Genomic DNA, 17,341 nt, shown 5'->3' with positions numbered 1-17,341 from the left:
GCCCCCCGTCGCCGACACGTTGTGACGGTCCCGTCACGGCTGGTCCTGACTCGCTATCCATACGGGGATGAACACCACCGCTCGGGTCCTCCTCCACATCGGCACGCCCAAGTCCGGGACGACCTACCTCCAGGATCTGATGTGGGACCACCGCGGGACGCTGGCCGACGCCGGTGTCCTCTACCCCGGCGACCGGCCCGACGCCCACTTCCTCGCCTCGCAGGACCTGCAGTTCGGGGAGTACCAGGGCTGGCAGGACCCCGAGGTCGACGGCGCCTGGGCGCGGCTCGTGCAGGCGGCGCGCGAGCACCGGGGGACGACGGTCATCTCCCACGAGCTCTTCGGCGACCTCACCGAGGAGTGGGCGGCACGCGCTCTCGCCGACCTCGACTTCGCCGAGGTCCACCTCGTCGTGACCGCACGGGACCTGGCCCGGCAGCTGCCTGCGGTCTGGCAGGAGGACCTCAAGCACCGCCACCACCTGTCGCTGCGCGACCTGGTGGAGGTGGTCCGCCCGGGCACGGACCGTCCCGACGTGATGCGACCGGGAGGCATGACCCCCGAGGGCCACGCCGAGACGTTCTGGCAGCGCCAGGACCTCGGTGCGGTGCTGCGCCGCTGGGGAGCGCAGGACCTGCCGGCCGACCGGGTGCACGTGGTGACGGTGCCGCAGCCCGGCTCGGCGCCGGACCTGCTCTGGCAGCGCTTCGCCTCCGTCATCGGCATCGACCCGGCGGTCCTGCCCGGCGGCGCGCGGCCACGCAACAGGTCCCTGGGGCACGTGGAGGCCGAGTTGCTGCGCCGGGTCAACGAGCGGCTCGCCTACGGCGTCGACTGGCCGGTCTACGGCCCGCGGGTCACCCATCTCCTCGCCCCGGTACTGGCCGACCGCGCCGCAGCGGTCCCGCTCCGGCTGCCGGCCGGCGCCGAGTGGGTCCCCGCGCACGCGGAGCGGATGATCGCGGAGGTGCGGTCGCTGGGCGTCTCCGTCGTCGGCGACCTCGACGACCTGCTGGTCACGACCGACGGCCCGGCCCCCGAGCCCGAGCCGGGGCCTGCGGAGCTGCTGGAGGCGGCCATGGACGCGATCGTCGCGCTCCTGCCCGGGGTGGCGCCGGTGCGCGAGGCCGTGCGGGTCGAGCCCGAGGTCCCGTTCGAGCCGGCCGTCCCCGAGGTCCAGGCGCCGCCGGCGCCGGCCGGGTGGCCGTCGTGGCGCACCTGGGTGCGGGCGGGTCGTGGTCGGCCCGCGCGCGCGACGACGGTGGCCGAGCCGGAGTTGGCCGGCGTCTGACCCGTCGGCGGCCCCGTCGCGGACGACCTGCGGCGGGGCCGACCGGTGGCGCTGGCTACTCTCCGGGGCGGGTCGTCATCCGAGGGAGTGCGCCGGTGCAGAAGGTCCTGATCGCCAACCGCGGCGAGATCGCCGTCCGGGTGGCCCGTGCGTGCAGGGACGCCGGGCTCACCAGCGTGGCCGTGTACGCCGAGCCCGACCGGGATGCGCTGCACGTCCGCGCCGCCGACGAGGCCTTCGCCCTCGGCGGGACGACGCCCGGCGACTCCTACCTGGTCATCGACAAGATCCTCGACGCCGCCAAGCGCTCCGGCGCCGACGCCGTCCACCCCGGCTACGGCTTCCTGTCGGAGAACGCCGGCTTCGCACAGGCGGTGCTCGACGCCGGGCTGACCTGGATCGGGCCCTCCCCCCAGGCGATCATCGACCTCGGGGACAAGGTCGCCGCCCGGCACATCGCCACCAGGGCCGGCGCGCCGCTGGTGCCCGGCACCAAGGACCCGGTCGGCGGCGCCGACGAGGTGCTCGCCTTCGCCCGCGAGCACGGCCTGCCGGTGGCCATCAAGGCCGCCTTCGGCGGTGGCGGGCGCGGCCTGAAGGTCGCCCGCACCGAGGAGGAGATCCCGGAGCTGTTCGAGTCCGCCGTCCGCGAGGCGGTCGCCGCCTTCGGCCGCGGCGAGTGCTTCGTCGAGCGGTTCCTCGACAAGCCGCGGCACGTCGAGGCACAGGTCCTGGCCGACACGCACGGCAACGTGATCGTCGTCGGCACCCGCGACTGCTCGCTGCAGCGGCGCAACCAGAAGCTCGTCGAGGAGGCCCCCGCGCCGTTCCTCACCGACGAGCAGCGGGCGCGCATCCACTCCTCGGCCAAGGCCATCTGCAGGGAGGCCGGCTACCACGGCGCCGGCACCGTCGAGTACCTCGTGGGCGTCGACGGGTCGATCTCCTTCCTGGAGGTCAACACCCGGCTGCAGGTGGAGCACCCGGTCAGCGAGGAGACCAGCGGCATCGACCTGGTCCGCCAGCAGTTCCGCATCGCCGACGGCCTGCCGCTGGAGATCACCGAGGACCCGGCGCCGCGCGGGCACAGCATCGAGTTCCGGATCAACGCCGAGGACGCCGGCCGCAACTTCATGCCGGCGCCCGGCCCGGTCACCCGGCTGGAGATCCCCCAGGGCCCCGGTGTGCGCTGGGACTCCGGCGTCGAGACCGGCGGTGAGGTGGCCGGCGCGTTCGACTCGATGCTGGCCAAGCTGATCGTCACCGGCGCCAGCCGCGAGGAGGCGCTGCAGCGTGCCCGTCGCGCGCTGGACGAACTGGTGGTCGAGGGCATGCCCACGGTCGTCCCGTTCCACCGCGCCGTCGTCCGCGACGAGGCCTTCACCAGCGAGCCGTTCACCGTGCACACCCGCTGGATCGAGACCGAGTGGGACAACCAGGTCCCGCCCTACAGCGCCGCCCCGGCCGACGCCGAGGAGGAGGCGCCGCGGCAGACCGTCGTCGTCGAGGTCGGCGGGCGGCGGCTGGAGGTCTCGCTGCCCGCGGGCCTGGCCGCCGGAGGCGGGGCGGCACCGGCCGGTGGCGGGGCCAAGCCGCGCAAGCGGGGCTCCGGGCACGGTGGCTCGGGAGCGTCCGGCGACTCCCTCACCTCGCCGATGCAGGGCACGATCGTCAAGGTCGCCGTCACCGACGGCGCCTCGGTCCAGGCGGGCGACCTCGTCGTGGTCCTCGAGGCGATGAAGATGGAGCAGCCCATCACCGCGCACAAGGCGGGCACGGTGACCGGCCTGTCGGCCGAGGTCGGCGCCACGGTGACCAGCGGCGCGGTCCTCTGCACCATCGCCGACTCCGCGGAGGCACCGGCCGCCTGAGCGGCGTCGCGGGACCCGGGAGGGGCCGTCGCGGGTGTGCCCCGGCCGGCCCCTCCCGCGTCACGCGGTACGGGAGATCGTGACCCGCCCGCTGCCGTCGGTCTGGACGGCCCCGTACTGGAAGTCCGTCCGCTCACCGCCCGGCACGGCGGTCGTGTCGCGGACCGGGTAGCCGAGGCTGGAGGTGGTCCCACCCTGGGCGCGGTAGGCGGCGTCGTGGGCGCCGCTCACCCGGCGGGCGCCGGTGGCCGGTGACCAGTAGATCGTCCCGCGCTGGAAGGTCACCAGGTACCCCGCGCCACCGGGCGCGACGGCGTCGCTGGTGACCGGCAGGCCGAGTGCACCGCCTGCGGCCCCCACGGACTGCCAGCTCCAGAGGATCGCCCCGCGCACCACCTGCGCACCGGTGCCCGCCGACCAGACGACGTCGCCGTACTGGAAGTTGGAGTACCAGACCCCCGGCACCCGGTCGACCCCCTCACCGGCCACCGGGAACCCGAGGTAGGCCGGGCCTCCGGCCGCCCGGTACTTGCCGTTGATCGCCCCGCGCACGTCGAAGGCACCGGTGGCAGGCGACCACCAGATCGACCCTCCCTGGAAGTGCACCACCCACCCGCCGGTCCCCGGCACGGGGGCGTCACTGCTCACCGGCAGCCCCAGCACACCCGCGGAGGCACCCACCGCCCACCACCGGTGCAGGATCGCCCCGCGCACCACCTGCGCACCGGTGCCCGCCGACCAGACGACGTCCCCGTACTGGAAGTTGGAGTACCAGACCCCCGGCACCCGGTCGACCCCCTCACCGGCCACCGGGAACCCGAGGTAGGCCGGGCCTCCGGCCGCCCGGTACTTGCCGTTGATCGCCCCGCGCACGTCGAAGGCACCGGTGGCAGGCGACCACCAGATCGACCCTCCCTGGAAGTGCACCACCCACCCGCCGGTCCCCGGCACGGGGGCGTCACTGCTCACCGGCAGCCCCAGCACACCCGCGGAGGCACCCACCGCCCACCACCGGTGCAGGATCGCCCCGCGCACCACCTGCGCACCGGTGCCCGCCGACCAGACGACGTCGCCGTACTGGAAGTTGGAGTACCAGACCCCCGGCACCCGGTCCGGGGTGTCGTCGCTGGTCGGGTAGCCGAGCGCGGCGGGGCCGCCCCAGGTCTCGTACCGGTCGAGGATGGCCCCGCGGAGCCGGTGGACGCCGGTGGCCGCGGACCAGTAGAGGGCACCGTGCTCGAACCGCTGGGAGCAGCCCCCGCCGGCCAGTCCGCACTGCTCTCCGGACACCGGGGCACCGAGCGGGCCGTTGCGCCCGCCGGAGGCGGACCACGCGGCGCCGATCGGCCCGGCGCCGACACCCCAGGGGGTCACTGCCCCGCTGGGGGCGCTGGCCGGCCCGGTCCCCGCCGCGTTCGTCGCCGTCACCGTGAACGTGTACGGCGTCCCGTTGGCCAGGCCGGTGACCGTGGCCGACGTCGCGCCGGTGGTGCGCGCCGTCGCGCCGCCCGGGGCGGCCGTGACGGTGTAGCCGGTCACCGGGCTCCCGTCGGTCGCCGGCGCCGACCACGACACCGTGGCACGACCGTCACCCGCCACGGCCGTCACCGCGCCGGGTGCGCCCGGGACGGTGGTGGGCGCGGTGTCGGGAGAGGTGACCGTCACGCTCGACGCGGGACCGGGCTGTCCCCAGGCGTCGACCGCGGCGACGGAGTAGTCGCGCGACGTGCCGGCGGGCGGTGCCGCCAGCGATGCGCCCGCCGTCTGCGGTGAGGCGACGACGGCGCCCCCGGCGCGCACCTCGTAGGTGGTCGCCGGTCCGAGGTCGTCCCAGGTCAGCAGCGTCTTCGACCCGTCGACGCGGCCGGTGAGACCGCTGACCGCACCGGGCGGCGCCGGACGGCCGCTGCCGGCGACCACGGCGTTGGACACGGCACCGAGGCGGCCGTAGCCGGTCACCGGCCGCACCTGCCAGCGCGTCTCGCTCGCCGGCACCGTGCCGACGGTGATGCCGACGGTGGCCGGCGTTCCCGACAGGGTGAAGCCGACCGTCCCGAGGGTCACCCCGTCCCGGATGAGCCAGTAGCTGCCCGAGGTGGGCCCGGTCGCGCCGGGGAGCGACGCCGACAGGTCGAGGACGGCCCCGCCGGGCGAGGACCTCAACGTCCCCGAGTGCAGTACCGGGGTCGGAGGCACCGGGGGGCCGACGTCCACGACGACCGGCCTGCTGCGCTGCCCGTTGCTCGGCTGCACGTCGACGGCGACCTGGTTGCCGTCGACCAGCCCGCTGACCGTCGTGCTCGTCCCGGCGGTCGCGGCCCGCTGGATGCCGTCGACCCGGAGCGTGTACCCGGTGGCGCCGGGCACCGGTGCCCAGCTCACGGCGACCGACTGCGAGGACGGCGTCGCGGCCGGCGGGTCGCCCGCACGGCCGGCCGCGGCGAACGCGGCCGGCACGTCGAGGCGGCCGGCACCGTAGCCGCGGTCCCACGTCCCGGAGCTGTCGGCACCGGCCTGCAGTGCCGCCTGCACCTGCACGGGAGTGGTGCCCGGGTGACCGGCCCGCAGCAGGGCGACCGCGCCGGCCACCGCCGGGCCGGAGAAGGACGTACCGTCCGCACGGACGTGACCACCCCCCGGCACGGGGACCAGGACGTCCTCGCCGACGGTCGAGACGTCGACCTGCCAGCCGTGCACCGCCCAGTCCGAGGGGGCGCCATCGGGCGTCGTCGACGAGACCGCCACGACCCCGCTGTTGGCGGCCGGGTACATCACGGGGTTGCCCTCGAGGCCGTCGTTCCCGCTGGAGGCCACGACCGAGACGTCCCTGTCCAGCGCGTACCGGACGGCCACCGCGGTCACGTCGGAGTACCCGGCGCCGCCCAGCGACATGTTGATGACGTCGGCGCCGTGGTCGGCGGCCCACAGGATGCCGCGGGCGACCGCGGCCGAGGCGCAACCACTGCTCTCGGCGCACACACGGACCGGCATGACCCGGGCCTCCGGCGCCATCCCGGCGCTGCCCTCCCCGTCGTCGGCCCGCGCGGCGACGACCCCGGCCACCGCGGTGCCGTGCCACTCCCGGGTGTCCGCGGGCAGACCCGTGGTGTCCGTCCCCGGCACGGAGGCGCCGGCGAGGTCGGGGTGCGAGGTGTCGACCGCGGTGTCGAGGACGGCCACGACCTGACCCGCGCCCCTGGTCCGCGGCCAGACCTCCCGGACGGAACTCACCGCCTGCGGGTCGTCCGCCTCCCAGTGCGGGTCGGGGCTCCCCTGCACCTCGTACGTGACGGCCGGGCTGACGCTGACGACCTCGGCCCGCGCCTCCAGGCGCTCCTCGGTCGCCGACGCGGTGCTCGCGGCGACCGACACGGTCTCGACGACGTACTCGCCGTCCACGACCTTGAGCACGTCGAGCACCACCTGCTCGTCGGCCGCGTGCGCGGGTGCGGCGGCGAGGACGAGCAACGTGCTGACGGCCGCCCCGGTCAGGACGGCGCCGAACCGGTGGGGACGGGAGCGCGACATGGCACGCACATCGGCACCCACCGGTGCGGAGTTGAGCCGCGGTGCGGGCGCCGACCCGGCGGGGGGCCGGCCGCGCGAGCGGGTGCTCAGCGGCGGCGCAGCCGCGGGAGGACGCGCCGCGTGGCCAGCGCCGTCCCGCCCAGACCCAGGACGCCGCCCGCGGCCAGCACCGGGGTGGTCCAGCCGCTGCCGGCCGGCTCGGTGGCGGCGGCCTCGACCGGGGCGCCCCCGAGCGGGGCGGCGTCGACCGGGGTGGTGTCGACCGGGGTGGCGTCGACCGGGGTGGCGTCGACCGGGGCGGCGTCGACCGAGGGGGTGTCGACCGGGGCGGCGTCCGCGGCGACCGGGGCCGCCTCGGCGGGGACCGACGGCGCGGCCGCGGCGCGGCCGGTGGCCGGCAGGACCGCGGGCGCCGGTGCGGCCGGGGCCTGGGCGGGGGCGGCGGCCGCCGGGGCGTGCGGACGACGGTGACCGCGGCGCCGGCCGGGGTGACGGCGTCGACGGTGACGGTGAGCTCGCCGCCGGCGACGGTCACCGGCACGCCCGGCCGCAGCGCGGTCTGCAGGTCGTCCTCCCAGCCGCCCGCCGCCGACGGGCTGCCGTCGAGCAGCAGCGAGGTGTCGGGCAGGTCGCCGGCGCGGTGCAGCAGCACGCCGCTGTCGAGCCGGTAGCGGTTGTCCGAGGCCAGCCAGGCGTCCCGGCCGACGGCGGTGCGGTACTCCAGCCAGTAGTCGGTGCCGGCCGCGTCGGTGAGCCGCAGCGCGCGGGTGCCGGCCGCGCTGCCGACGGGCGCGAGCGTGGCCGTCGTCGTCCCGGTCCCGGCGGTCTGCGTGGCGGCGGCGGGCAGCACGCCGAGCCGCTGCGCCTGCGCGGCGGTCAGCGTGCCGATGCGGTCCCAGGAGACGCCCATGACGTCGTAGAAGTCGCGGTAGGCGGCGGTGCGGCAGGTCCCGCCCTCCACGGAACCGTCGCACTGCAGCCCGCTGGAGTGGCCCAGGCCGAAGTTGTGCCCGAGCTCGTGGGCGATGACCGAGGCCAGGTCGTCGCGGACGTAGAGGCGCCCGCCCGAGGCGGTCCCCGTGCCGACCTGGCCGAGCGCGTAGGAGCAGCCGGGCAGGTCGCGCGGCTGGCTGCTCACGTAGAGCAGCAGGTGGCGGCCCGGGCCGGGCTCGAAGCCCACGCGCGCGGCGACCTCGTCCCACAGCGCGGTGGGGTCGGCGCAGCCGGCGGCGGTGGTCATCCAGTCGGCGGCGGCGGTCACGCCGACGGTCACCGCGCCGCCGGTCTGCTCGGACCAGAAGCCGGCGACGTCGTCGTTGACCGTGTCGACGACGTCTGCCAGCGCGGTCCCGTCCGGGACCCCGCCCTGCGGCGCGACCATGGCGACGGTGACCTGGTTGGTGACCGAGCCGGCCGGGACGGTGGCGGCCGGCCGCGCGGCGCGCACGACCTGCGTGTCGAGCACCTCGAGGGCCGGCGCGTAGCCGTCCGCGGCGGCGGCGTCCTCGGTGGTGCCGCCGACGGTGACCTCGACCGTGCTGCCGACGTCGACGCCCGCGACGGCGCCGGTCGGGACCCGCACCGAGGTGCCGTCGGCGCCCTCGACGAAGGTCAGCGGCTCCTCGTGCGACTCCCCCGCGTGCTGACCCTCCAGCGAGGTCTCCGGCCAGGCCTGCACGAGCTCCCCGACCACCGTGGTGGTGCCGTCCTCGGCGTGCGCCACGGCCGCGGGGCCGGCGCACAGCGCGACGACGGCACCGGTGAGGGCGAGCGCCCGGGACAGGGACCGCGACAGGACTCGGGAGGCGTGCATCCCTCCCGGCATCGGCGGCCCGGTGTCCCAGGTGCACCAGCCCGGACCCGTCCTGTCACACGGGTCCCGCGGGTCCCGTCCCGCGGGACCCGCGCGTCACACCCGTCAGGCGAGCGCGTCCGCCCTCATCAGCCTCCGGCCGGCCTCGGTGATCGAGCCGGACATGGACGGGTAGATGGCGAAGGTCTGCGCGAGGTCGCTGACCGTCAGGCCCTTGGTGACCGCCAGCGCGATCGGCAGGATCAGCTCGCTGGCGCCCGGCGCCACGACCACTCCCCCGACGACGACGCCGGTGGCCCGGCGCGCGAAGAGCTTGACGAAGCCGGCGTGCAGGTCGCTCATCTTGGCCCGCGCGTTGGTGGCCAGCGGCAGCCGGACGACGTCGAGGTCGTGGTTCTCCGGCAGCGTCTTCTCCTGGACGCCGACCGTGGCGATCTCCGGGTGGGTGAAGACGTTGGCCGCCACGGTCTTGAGCCGGATCGGCTGGACGGCCTCGCCGAGCGCGTGCCACATCGCGATCCGGCCCTGCATCGCCGCGACGCTGGCGAGCTGGAAGACGCCGGTGACGTCGCCGGCGGCGTAGATGCCGGGCACGTTGGTGCGCGACACCCGGTCGACGACGACGTGGCCGGAGTCCCGCAGCTCCACGCCGCACGCCTCGAGGTTGAGCCCGGCGGTGTTCGGCACGGTGCCCACCGTCATGAGCGCGTGCGAGCCCTCGACGGTGCGCCCGTCGGTGAGCTCGACCAGCACGCCCTTCTCGGTGCGGGTGACGCTCGCGGCCCGGCCCCGCTCGGCGATCCGGCCGCCGCGGGCCTGGAAGACCTCCTCGAGGACCTCGGCGGCGTCGGCGTCCTCGCCGGGCAGCACCTGGTCGCGCGAGGACACCAGCGTCACCGGCACGCCGGCCTCCAGGTAGCCGGAGGCGAACTCGGCGCCGGTCACGCCCGACCCGACGACGACGAGGTGCTCGGGCAGCTCGCCGAGGTCGTAGAGCTGGCGCCAGTCGAGGATCCGCTCGCCGTCGGGCTCGCTGCCCGGCAGCACGCGGGGGTCGGCGCCGGTGGCGATGAGGACGACGTCGCACTCGAGCGTCTCCTGCACGCCACCGTCACGGTCGACGACCTCGACGCGGTGCTCGACCAGTCCACGGACGTCGTCGGCGAGCCGGCCCTGGCCGGGGACGAGGCGCACGCCCTCGGCCTCCAGGCGGGCGTGGATGTCGGCCGACTGCGCCACGGCCAGCCCCTTGACCCGGGCGTTCACCGCTGCGAGGTCGAGACCGACGGTGGCGAGGTCGGTGCCGCGCAGGCCGAGGACGCTGGAGTCGCGGACCGAGGTCATCGTGCCGGCGGCGGCGATGAGGGTCTTCGAGGGCACGCAGTCGGTGAGGACGCTGGCCCCGCCGAGGCCGTCGCGTTCGACGACGGTGACCTGCGCGCCGAGCGAGGCGGCCACGAGCGCGGCCTCGTAGCCGGCCGGGCCGCCGCCGATGATGACGATGCGGGTCATGGGGTCTCCTGCGTCGTGGTGCGGGTGCCGACCCATCCTCCCAGCCCGGGCGCCCTGTGTCGGCAGACTCACGGGGTCGTACCGGCCACACCACCCGTAGGCTCGGGCGGCCATGGTCCTCTACGCCGCCTACGGGTCCAACATGGACCCCGCGCAGATGCTGCGCCGCTGCCCGGCATCGCCGCACGTCGGCACCGGCTGGATCCGCGGCTGGCGGCTGGCCTTCGGCGGCGAGGAGTTCGGCTGGGAGGGTGCGCTGGCCACCCTCGTGCCGGCCGAGGACCGCGAGGCGCCCGGCGTGTTCGTCGCGCTCTACGACCTCACTCCCGCCGACGCGGGCGAGCTCGACGCCTGGGAGGGCGCCGACCGCGGGCTCTACCGGAAGCTCAACCTGCGGGTGCACACGCTCGGCGGCGACGTCGTCGCCTACGTCTACGCGCTGGACGCCTTCGAGGGCGGGCTGCCGTCGGCGCGGCACCTGGGCGCGATCGCCGACGCCGCCGAGGCCGCCGGCGCCCCCGACGACTACCTCGCCGAGCTCCGCGCCCGCGACTGCCGCTCCGCCTTCTGACCCGGCGCCTCGCTCCCCTGCCCTCCCCCGCGATCATGGAGCTGCGGTGGCGACACGCTGCCGCGAGTCCGGCGTGTCGCCACCCGGACTCCATGATCACCGCCGGGCGGGCATCCGCAGTGCTCGCGCCACCTCCGCGACCATCCGCCGGTGCTCGCGGTAGACGTCAGCGGCCGTGACGTGGACCAGCGTCCACCGGTGCTCCGTGAGCCAGTCGTGCCGCCGCCGGTCGTCGCGCAACTGCTCCGGCGTCATGTGTGCGACGTGGCCGTCGAACTCCGCCGCGACCCGCTGCTCACGCCAGCCGGTGTCGAGGTACCAGCTGCGACCGTCGCCGAGGACGCGCACCTGGACGTCGGGTGCCGGCAGTCCGCCGTCGATGAACCGCCAGCGCATCCGCGACTCCATCGGCGACTCGGCCAGCCCGTTCGCGTGCGGGACGAGGCGCCGCAGCCGGATGACCTGCCGGAGCCCGCGCTGCCGCTCGACCTCCGCGGCCAGCTCCGCCCGGGTGCACTCCCTGGTGGCCAGGGCGGCGTCGAGCGTGGCCAGGCCGTCGATCGGCGCCGTCGCGCGGACGACGTCGCAGGCCGTCCGCGCCGGCGGGGTGCACCAGACGCCGTTGAGGAGGACGGCGTCCTGCGTGCCGAGGACCGACGGGTGCACCCGGATGCCCGGTCGGCTCCGGTTCGCCACGGACGGCGGGCCGAGGAAGTGCAGCACGTCGTCGCCGAGGACGTCGAAGCCCCACAGCGCCGCGGCGGTGGAGTGGCAGGCGACCAGGTCGGCGCCCACCACCAGCGCGGCCGCGAGCACCTGCACCCCGAGGGAGTCCGGGAGCTCCGCGTCGGCCAGGACGCCGCGCCAGCGGGTCCGCCGCCATCTGCCGGAGGCGACCAGGCGCCGGATCTCCCAGGCGCTCAGGCGCTCACGGGCCTGCTCGGTGGTGAAGACGCCCCCCTGGCGCGCGATGGTCCGGTACAGCGCGAAGTCCACGCCAGGAGGTTCGGTCGCGCGCCCGACGCACGAGGCTCCCGGACGGCGTCCGTGGAGTGCGGGCCGGCTGTGGACCCGCCGCGATCATGGAGCCGGGGTGGCGACACGCCCACCATGGACGGCGTGTCGCCACCGTCACGCCGTGATCGCGGGAGGGAGCGGCCGGGCTCAGGCGCAGGTGTCGAACCACCAGTCGGTCAGCGCGTCCTGCGCGTCGGTCACCTCCTGGCCCGGGTTGAACAGCGCCGCGTCGGTGACCGTGCCACCGGCCGGCGCGGCCTGCGCCGCGGCGAGGTACTGCTCGAGGTGGGCCTGCGCGGTGGCCCACGCGTCGGCGACGTCGGCCGCAGGATCGGACCGCTGCAGGGGCGTCAGCTTCTCCTGGATGGTCTCGACCAGGTCGTCCTTCGGCAGCGCCGCCTGCACCGGCCCGAAGCTCGCTCCGGTCGCCCCCGCCGCGCGCAGCTGCTCGCAGGTGTCGCCCTCGACCACCGGCTCGGCCTCCTCGGCAGCGGACGACGAGCCCGACGACGAGGAGCCCGGCGACGGGGCCGCCGACGAGGTCGCGTCGTCGGACCCGCACCCGGCGAGCACGAGCGCGGTCGCGGCGGTGACCAGCAGGGGACGGAGGGTGGAGATGCGCACCGGAGGAGGCTAGTCAGCCGCCGCGGCGTCCCCGAGGAAGGTCTCGAGCAGCTGCCCGGCGGCCAGCGCCGGGGTCAGCTCGCCGGCCAGCACCGCCTTCTCCAGCTCCGGCGCCGACGCCCGGACCGCCGGGTGCGCGCGCAGCCGGTGCTCGAGCCCGTCGCGCACCAGCTGCCAGGTCCAGCGCACCTGCTGGGCACGGCGGCGCTCGTCGAACGCGCCCGACGCCCGCGCCCGGTCCTGGTGCTCGACCAGCCTGGCCCACACCTCGGCCAGCCCCTCGCCGGTCAGCCCGGCGCAGGTGAGCACCGGCACGTCCCACTCGGAGTGCCCGCGCAGCATCCGGATGGCCCCGGCCAGCTCGCGGGCGGCCTTGCGCGCGTCGCCGGCGGCGGGCCCGTCGGCCTTGTTGACGGCGATGACGTCGGCGAGCTCGAGGATGCCGCGCTTGATCCCCTGCAGCTGGTCCCCGGTGCGGGCCAGCGTGAGGAACAGGAACGAGTCGACCATCTCGGCGACGGTGACCTCGGACTGCCCGACGCCGACGGTCTCCACCAGCACGACGTCGTGGCCGGCCGCCTCGACGACGACCATCGACTCGCGCGTCGCCTGCGCCACCCCGCCGAGCGTGCCCGACGTGGGCGAGGGACGGATGAAGGCGTTCGGGTCCACCGACAGGCGCGCCATCCGGGTCTTGTCGCCGAGGATCGACCCGCCCGACCGCGCCGACGACGGGTCGACGGCGAGCACCGCGACCCGGTGACCCCGCGCGGTGAGGTCGACGCCGAGTGAGTCGATGAACGTCGACTTGCCCACGCCCGGCACGCCGCTGATGCCCACCCGCCGGGCCGAGCCCGCGTGCGGCAGCAGCTCGACCAGCAGCTCCTGCGCGCGCTCGCGGTGGTCGGCCCGGCGCGACTCGACCAGCGTGATCGCCCGGGCGAGCGACCGGCGGTCGCCGGCGAGCACCCCCTCGACGAGCGCGGGGACGTCCGGAGCGGGCATCAGTGACCGAGGCGCTGTGACAGCGTCCGCAGCAGCTCCTGCGCCGCCTCGGCGATGACCGTGCCGGGTGGGAACACCGCGGCCGCGCCCATCTCCCTGAGCGCCGGGACGTCGTCGGGCGGGATGACCCCGCCGACCACGACCAGGACGTCGTCGGCACCGAGCTCGGCCAGCGCGTCGCGCAGCGCGGGCACGAGCGTGAGGTGGCCCGCGGCCAGCGAGGAGACGCCGACGACGTGCACGTCGGCCTCGACCGCCTGCCGGGCGACCTCCTCGGGCGTCTGGAACAGCGGGCCGACGTCGACGTCGAAGCCGAGGTCGGCGAACGCGGTGGCGATGACCTTCTGCCCGCGGTCGTGGCCGTCCTGCCCCATCTTGGCGACCAGGATCCGGGGACGCCGGCCCTCCGCCTCGGCGAACGCCTCGGTCATCCGGCGGGTCTCCTCCACCGGCCCGGAGCTGCCTGCCTCGTCGCGGTACACACCGGAGATGGTGCGCACCTGCCCGGCGTGGCGCCCGTAGACCTCCTCGAGCGCGTCGGAGATCTCCCCGACCGTCGCCTTGGCCCGCGCGGCGTCGACGGCGAGCTTGAGCAGGTTCGAGTCGAGGTCGCGTCCGCGGCGGCCCTCGGCCGCGGCGCGCGCGGCGTCGGTGAGCCGGCGCAGGGCCTCGGTCACCGCCCCGGCGTCGCGGGACGCCCGCAGCTCCGCCAGCCGCGCCTTCTGCTGGGCGAGCACGTCGGCGTTGTCGACGCGCAGCACCTCGATCGCCTCGTCGGCCTCGACCCGGTACTTGTTGACGCCGATCACCGGCTGGCGGCCGGAGTCGATGCGCGCCTGGGTGCGGGCGGCGGCCTCCTCGATGCGCAGCTTCGGGATGCCGTCGTCGATGGCCTGCGCCATGCCGCCGTGCTCGGCGACCTCCTGGATGTGCGCCCAGGCGCGGCGGGCCAGGTCGTAGGTCAGCTTCTCGACGTAGGCCGAGCCGCCCCACGGGTCGATGACCCGCGTGGTGCCCGACTCCTGCTGCAGCAGCAGCTGGGTGTTGCGGGCGATCCGGGCGGAGAAGTCGGTGGGCAGCGCCAGGGCCTCGTCGAGGGCGTTGGTGTGCAGCGACTGGGTGTGCCCCTGGGTGGCGGCCATCGCCTCCAGGCAGGTGCGGACGACGTTGTTGTAGACGTCCTGCGCGGTCAGCGACCAGCCGGAGGTCTGCGAGTGGGTGCGCAGCGACAGCGACTTGTCCTCGGTCGCGCCGGCCTCCCGCACCAGCCGGGCCCACAGCAGCCGGCCGGCGCGGAGCTTGGCGACCTCCATGAAGAAGTTCATGCCGATGGCCCAGAAGAAGGACAGCCGCGGCGCGAAGGCGTCGATGTCCAGGCCCGCGGCCCTGCCCGCGGCCAGGTACTCGACGCCGTCGGCGAGCGTGTAGGCCAGCTCCAGGTCGGCCGTCGCCCCGGCCTCCTGGATGTGGTAGCCGGAGATGGAGATCGAGTTGAAGCGGGGCATCCGCGCCGAGGTGAAGGCGAAGATGTCGCTGATGATCTGCATCGACGGCTTCGGCGGGTAGATGTAGGTGTTGCGGACCATGAACTCCTTGAGGATGTCGTTCTGGATGGTCCCCGTGAGCCGGTCCGGCGCCACCCCCTGCTCCTCGGCCGCGAGGACGTAGAGCGCCAGCACCGGCAGCACCGCGCCGTTCATGGTCATCGAGACGCTCATCCGGTCCAGCGGGATGCCGTCGAAGAGCTGCCGCATGTCCAGGATCGAGTCGATCGCCACCCCGGCCATGCCGACGTCGCCCACCACGCGCGGGTGGTCGGAGTCGTAGCCGCGGTGGGTGGGCAGGTCGAACGCGACCGACAGGCCCTTCTGCCCGGCGGCGAGGTTGCGCCGGTAGAACGCGTTGGACTCCGCCGCGGTGGAGAAGCCCGCGTACTGGCGGACCGTCCACGGCTGCGTGGTGTACATCGTCGGGTAGGGGCCGCGCAGGTAGGGCGGCAGGCCGGGGTAGGTCCGCAGGAAGTCCAGCCCCGCCAGGTCGGCCGGGGTGGCCAGCGGCGGGACGGCGATGCCCTCGGGGGTCTCCCAGGTCGCCTCCTCCACGCCGCGCCCGGTCGTCTCCTTGAACGCCTTGGCCCAGTCGTCGGCCGTCGTCCGTGCGGCCGGGCGGCCCAGCTCGACGCCGCCGAAGTCGGGGATCCCGCTCATGCCCGCTCCTCCCGGGAGCCGATAGCGCCACGAAGGCCCAACTGGTCGTGCACCGTGCGGAGCACGTCGAGCGCGTCGCACCCGGCGTACACGTACCCGTCGACGCCGTCCACTCCCAGCGACGGCTTGCCGGCCAGCCAGACGTGCCGCGCGCCGGCCGCCCGCAGCTCCGCGGCCAGCGCGGCCGCCGACTCCGCGTAGTCGCCGTCGGTGCCGCAGATGCAGGCCACCGTCGTCCCCGCGTCGGCGAACCCGGTGGCGCGGTCACCGGCGGGGGTGGCCACGCCGCCGGCCTGGAACAGGTTGCCGGCGAAGGACGCCCGCGCGGTGTGCCGGGCGACGGAGCCGAGGGTCGCCAGGTACACCTGCGGCCGTTCCCCCGCCGCGTCGGCGCGGTCGCGCAGCGCCTCGTACTCCTGCGCGGCCCGCACGCGCGGCAGCCCGCCGGTGGGGTGCAGCTCGGCAGCCGGCTGCCGCTGGGGCAGTCTCTCGGCCAGGTTCGGGAACTCGCTGACCCCGGTGATCGCGTCGGCGCGCGTCGCCAGCCGTGCCGCCCGGGCGTCCCAGGCGGCGGCCAGCCGGTCGCGGACCAGGCCCGACGACAGCGCCGCGGCCAGCCCGCCGGCCCGCTCGACCTCGGTGAACCACGCCCACGCGGCCTGCGCGAGGTCCTCGGTCAGCGACTCGACGTACCAGGAGCCGCCGGCCGGGTCGAGGACGCGGGCGAGGTGCCCCTCCTCGACCAGCAGGCTCTGCGTGTTGCGCGCGATCCGCCGCGAGAACGCGTCGGGCAGGCCGAGCGCGGCGTCGAAGGGCTGCACCGTGACCACGTCGGCGCCGCCCACGCCCGCGGCGAAGCAGGCCACCGTGGTGCGCAGCATGTTCACCCACGGGTCGCGCCTCGTGGTCATCACCGACGACGTCACCGCGTGCTGGCGCTGCGCGCGCACGTCGGGCGAGGCGCCGCTGACCTCGCCGACCCGGTCCCACAGCCGGCGCGCGGCGCGCAGCGCGGCGATGGTCGTGAACTGGTCGGCGCTCGCGGAGTAGCGGAACTCCAGCGCGGCGAACGCCTCGTCCACCGACAGGCCGCCGTCGGTCAGGGCGCGCAGGTAGGCCACCCCGGCGGCGAGGGAGCAGCCCAGCTCCTCGACCGCGGTGCCGCCCGCGTCGGCGTACACGGTCGCGTCGACGACGACGGTGCGCCAGCCCGCGGGGGCGCGCCGTGCGACGCCGGCCAGCCCGGTGAGGTCCTGCTCCTCCCCCGAGGCCGCGTGCACGCCCAGCGGGTCCAGGCCCAGGGAGCCGCCCGGCGCGAGGTCGGTGCGGCCCTCGACGAGGGAGAGCAGCGCCTCGGCGGCCGGCAGCCCGCCGGAGACCGCGACCGGCGCGAGGTCGAGGTAGACGTCGGCGAGCACGTCGGGCAGGGACCCCACCGGCACCGCGCCCTCGCCGAGGTGCAGCCACAGCGAGGTGACGCCGTTCTCCAGGTCGGCCGCGATCGCCTCCCGGGTCCCGGCGACGTCGGGGTGCGCGTGCCGCTGGCGGACGTCCCAGCCGGCCGGCACGCCGCTGTCGGGGGCGGCACCCGCGCGGGCGCCGCGCACGAAGGGCGGCAGGCCGGGTACGCCGACGGCCGCGGGGAGGTCGCCGGCGTCGTCGGCGGTGTGGAGCGGCGAGACGTCCACCCCGGTGGCCACCGTGCGGCGCAGGGCGTCCTCGACCGGGTCGGGCAGCTCCTCGCGGCCGGCCTTCCGCAGGACGCCGGCCACCAGCTCGCGCCACCGGTCGCGGTCGGCGGGCGCGAAGCCGCCGGCCAGCGACAGCTGGTCGGGGACGGCGTGCTCGGCGGGGACCTCGTCCTCGCCGGGCGTCGCGGTGTCGGTGGCGCTCATCGTCGAA

General features: G+C 75.9%; 13 protein-coding genes. 6 read left to right on the top strand and 7 right to left on the bottom strand.

Annotation, left to right across the window (positions count from 1 at the left end; all coding sequences use genetic code 11):
- The first annotated feature begins 67 nt into the window (after window positions 1-67).
- Together JD79_RS10235 and JD79_RS10230 are read left to right on the top strand one after the other, a co-directional pair.
- Window positions 68-1,291: a hypothetical protein gene (locus JD79_RS10235; protein ID WP_110005423.1), complete on the top strand. Its 1,224-nt coding sequence runs from the start codon at window positions 68-70 to the stop codon at window positions 1,289-1,291.
- 95 nt (window positions 1,292-1,386) lie between these two features.
- A complete protein-coding gene (locus JD79_RS10230; RefSeq protein WP_211307923.1) occupies window positions 1,387-3,162 on the top strand; it encodes an acetyl/propionyl/methylcrotonyl-CoA carboxylase subunit alpha in 1,776 nt (591 codons plus the stop codon).
- A 60-nt stretch (window positions 3,163-3,222) separates the two neighbouring features.
- Here JD79_RS10230 and JD79_RS10225 read toward each other — a convergent pair whose 3' ends face one another.
- On the bottom strand, window positions 3,223-6,690 hold the full coding sequence (locus tag JD79_RS10225) for a S8 family serine peptidase (RefSeq protein ID WP_110005422.1): 3,468 nt from the start codon (window positions 6,688-6,690) through the stop codon (window positions 3,223-3,225).
- A gap of 749 nt (window positions 6,691-7,439) precedes the next feature.
- On the opposite strand from JD79_RS10225, the gene JD79_RS22595 reads away from it, so the two are divergent.
- The 3 genes from JD79_RS22595 (at window position 7,440) to JD79_RS24250 (ending at window position 8,336) form a co-directional block, all read left to right on the top strand.
- The gene (locus JD79_RS22595) at window positions 7,440-7,610 is read left to right on the top strand and encodes a hypothetical protein (RefSeq protein ID WP_211307922.1); all 171 of its coding nucleotides are present in this window, start codon (window positions 7,440-7,442) and stop codon (window positions 7,608-7,610) included.
- A gap of 288 nt (window positions 7,611-7,898) precedes the next feature.
- Window positions 7,899-8,174, top strand: coding sequence for a hypothetical protein (locus JD79_RS23700; protein ID WP_245899989.1), 276 nt, complete (start codon window positions 7,899-7,901; stop codon window positions 8,172-8,174).
- Between the two features lie 39 nt (window positions 8,175-8,213).
- A complete protein-coding gene (locus JD79_RS24250) occupies window positions 8,214-8,336 on the top strand; it encodes a hypothetical protein (RefSeq protein ID WP_281270295.1) in 123 nt (40 codons plus the stop codon).
- A gap of 272 nt (window positions 8,337-8,608) precedes the next feature.
- Here the strand turns inward: JD79_RS24250 and JD79_RS10200 are convergent, their stop codons facing one another.
- Window positions 8,609-10,015: an NAD(P)H-quinone dehydrogenase gene (locus tag JD79_RS10200; RefSeq protein WP_110005419.1), complete on the bottom strand. Its 1,407-nt coding sequence runs from the start codon at window positions 10,013-10,015 to the stop codon at window positions 8,609-8,611.
- 112 nt (window positions 10,016-10,127) lie between these two features.
- Here JD79_RS10200 and JD79_RS10195 point away from each other — a divergent pair, with 112 nt between their 5' ends.
- Window positions 10,128-10,586, top strand: coding sequence for a gamma-glutamylcyclotransferase family protein (locus tag JD79_RS10195; RefSeq protein WP_110005418.1), 459 nt, complete (start codon window positions 10,128-10,130; stop codon window positions 10,584-10,586).
- A gap of 96 nt (window positions 10,587-10,682) precedes the next feature.
- Here JD79_RS10195 and JD79_RS10190 read toward each other — a convergent pair whose 3' ends face one another.
- The 5 genes from JD79_RS10190 to JD79_RS10170 all read right to left on the bottom strand — a co-directional run bounded on the left by JD79_RS10190 (window position 10,683) and on the right by JD79_RS10170 (window position 17,334).
- Window positions 10,683-11,582, bottom strand: coding sequence for a hypothetical protein (locus JD79_RS10190; protein WP_110005417.1), 900 nt, complete (start codon window positions 11,580-11,582; stop codon window positions 10,683-10,685).
- Between the two features lie 168 nt (window positions 11,583-11,750).
- Window positions 11,751-12,227, bottom strand: coding sequence for a hypothetical protein (locus JD79_RS10185; protein ID WP_110005416.1), 477 nt, complete (start codon window positions 12,225-12,227; stop codon window positions 11,751-11,753).
- A 9-nt stretch (window positions 12,228-12,236) separates the two neighbouring features.
- Window positions 12,237-13,232, bottom strand: coding sequence for a methylmalonyl Co-A mutase-associated GTPase MeaB (gene meaB, locus JD79_RS10180; protein WP_110005415.1), 996 nt, complete (start codon window positions 13,230-13,232; stop codon window positions 12,237-12,239).
- Window positions 13,232-15,439 carry a methylmalonyl-CoA mutase gene (gene scpA, locus JD79_RS10175; protein ID WP_110005414.1) on the bottom strand — a complete coding sequence of 736 codons (2,208 nt, stop codon included), beginning with the start codon at window positions 15,437-15,439 and terminating at the stop codon, window positions 13,232-13,234. The genes meaB and scpA overlap by 1 nt, the downstream gene beginning before the upstream one ends.
- Window positions 15,436-17,334, bottom strand: a complete 1,899-nt coding sequence (locus tag JD79_RS10170) for a methylmalonyl-CoA mutase subunit beta (protein ID WP_110005413.1) — start codon at window positions 17,332-17,334, stop codon at window positions 15,436-15,438. The genes scpA and JD79_RS10170 overlap by 4 nt, the downstream gene beginning before the upstream one ends.
- Window positions 17,335-17,341: the final 7 nt, after the last annotated feature.

Origin of the sequence: Geodermatophilus normandii, from assembly GCF_003182485.1 — a bacterium.
Taxonomy (GTDB): Bacteria; Actinomycetota; Actinomycetes; order Mycobacteriales; family Geodermatophilaceae; genus Geodermatophilus; species Geodermatophilus normandii.
The sequence above is the reverse complement of the archived record's forward strand: the minus strand, read 5'-3'. Positions and strand labels throughout refer to the sequence as shown.